The organism is Microvirga sp. P4_G7 (assembly GCF_056401005.1).
Map to the genome: position 1 here is coordinate 1 of NZ_JBFUKD010000605.1, position 2259 is coordinate 2259.

A 2259-nucleotide genomic window follows, 5' to 3' on the forward strand; every position below is an offset into this window, starting at 1 on the left:
GTGCCTCCGCGGCCGCTGCGGCCGGGGCAGTCGGAGCGATCGACGCGACCTTCTGCGGCTGTGGTGTCGTCGCGACGGCCGTCGGAGCGGGCGCGGTGACGGGCGCTGCCGGCTTCGCGGGTGCTGCGGCGACCGGCATCTGCGCGATCGCGGGAGCCGCGGGCGTCGATGCTGCCGGCTTGGTGACGACGGGAGCCGGCACTGCGGCCTGCGTGCCAGGAGGCATGGTTACGGCAGGTGCCGCTGCCGCCGGCTTGGCCGCGTCGCTTGCCACGGTCCCGTCCGGGCGGATTGAAACGGTGCGCACCTTGCGAGGTTCGCCGAGGTTGAGYACGTTGCCGGGGCTCTTCGCATCTGCGCTCGGAACGGAAGCCGTTGCGTCCGCAGATGCGACGCGGGTCGCCTGCTTGACGTCCACCGGCTGCTCCTCGCGGTTCACGACCTTCGTTTCAGCCGGCTGCTGTGCGCTCCGATCGTAGATCTGCTTGTTCTGGTTCGGAATCTCGACGCCGCCCGGGTTGTCCGGCTGGACTTTCGTGGGCTCCTTCGAGGCCTTGATCAGCGGCGGCTTTCCGCCGGGCATGATCGAGCTGCTTCCGTTTGCGTACCAAGCACCGCCTGCGCCGAGAACGGCGGCGCAGACGACCGCTCCGAGCGCAATCTTGCCCTTCGAGGAGCCGTGGCGCTTCAGAGGACGCTCATGGTGCTCCGGCTCGTCCTGGTAGGCTGGTGACTGTCCGACGGCGGACGCCGCATAATAATGCTGGTCGTATTCCGCCTGGTCGTAGTCATCGTCCGGCTGGCCGGCGTGGTGAGCAGGCTCCGGAGCCGCGTAGGCGCGACCTGCGGTCGCAGCCTGCTGATATTGGTCCAAATCGAATGCCGGAGGCGCGCCGACGCTGGCGCGCATCTCGGGTTCCTGGAAGCCGTGGACAGCTGCGACACGCTCTTGCGCCGCGAACAATTCGTCCAAGTTGGGGACCTGGCCGCCTGGCGCGCGCTGCTGGCTGGCGCCGGGTGAAAGCATGGCGTGGAACGGATCGTCCTGCCCCACGATCTTCGCCAATTCAGCCAGCGGATCGCCTCTGGTCGGCGCCATGGGCTGCGAAGACGCGCCCTGGCCGTAAGCAAGCTGCTTCTCGATCTCATCGAGATCGACCGCGAAACGTGGCTTGACTGATTCGCTCATGATGCCGGGCCTCCGGTGGCTCGACACAGGCGAAAACCGCCTGCGCCTGTTCGACGTCAGCCACCCAGTCCGCGCATCGAAGTCCCTGGAGGAACTTCGAATTCAGCGCATCTCGTCTGGTGCCGTGACGCCCAAAATGGAGAGGCCCGATGCCAAGACGCCCCTCAGAGCATGGACAAGTGCGAGCCTCGATTGCGTTGAATCTTTATCAGTCTGATTAACAAATCGTAATTGTGGCAGGTCTTTGCCTTTGTTCCACAAACTATGGAACGAGCTCGCGAGGTCATAGAGGTAAAAAGCGACCCGATGAGGCTCGTGAGCCTCTGCGGCCGCTTCGACCAGACGCGGGAACTGCGCAATCCGATGGATCAGATCCAACTCCGCGTCGTCTTGAAGCACTGAAAGGTCAGCGTTTGCAAGCTTGGCAGGAGAAAAATCTTCCTCTGCGAAGGCCTCCGCCGCCTGCCGAAAGACCGACGCACAGCGCGCGTGAGCGTACTGGACGTAGAAGACTGGATTGTCCTTCGACTGTTCAACGACCTTCGCCAGATCGAAATCCAGGGGCGCATCATTCTTGCGGAAGATCATCATGAAACGGACCGCGTCCCGGCCGACTTCATCCACCACATCACGTAACGTCACGAAGTCGCCGGACCGTTTCGACATTTTAACGGGCTCGCCGTCGCGAAGCAGCTTCACGAGCTGGCAGAGCTTGACGTCGAGATCGCCCTTCCCGGCGGTGACGGCCTTGACCGCCGCCTGCATGCGCTTGACGTAACCACCATGGTCGGCGCCCCAAACGTCGATCATCGCGGCATAGCCCCGCTCGAATTTCGAGTGGTGATAGGCGATGTCGGACGCGAAGTAGGTGAACGAGCCGTCGGACTTCAAAAGCGGCCGATCGACCTCGTCGCCGAAGGCGGTTGCACGGAACAGAAGTTGCTCCCGGTCCTCCCAATCGTCGTCCTTCTGCCCCTTGGGAGGCGGCAGCCGTCCCATGTAGACGAGATCCCTGGCCCGCAGATCGGCGATCGTCCTCGCCACTTCGCCGCCGTTGCCCTCCTGCAGAG

General features: G+C 64.0%; 2 protein-coding genes. Both read right to left on the reverse strand.

Going from position 1 to position 2259, the window contains the following annotated elements; genetic code table 11:
* A partial coding sequence (locus AC1DT3_RS18505) for a hypothetical protein (protein ID WP_477466690.1) occupies nucleotides 1-1189 on the reverse strand: 1189 nt, incomplete at its 3' end.
* Nucleotides 1190-1291: 102 nt separating this feature from the next.
* Nucleotides 1292-2259: arginine--tRNA ligase domain-containing protein (gene argS / locus AC1DT3_RS18510; RefSeq protein ID WP_477466691.1), on the reverse strand; the 968-nt coding region annotated here is incomplete at its 5' end.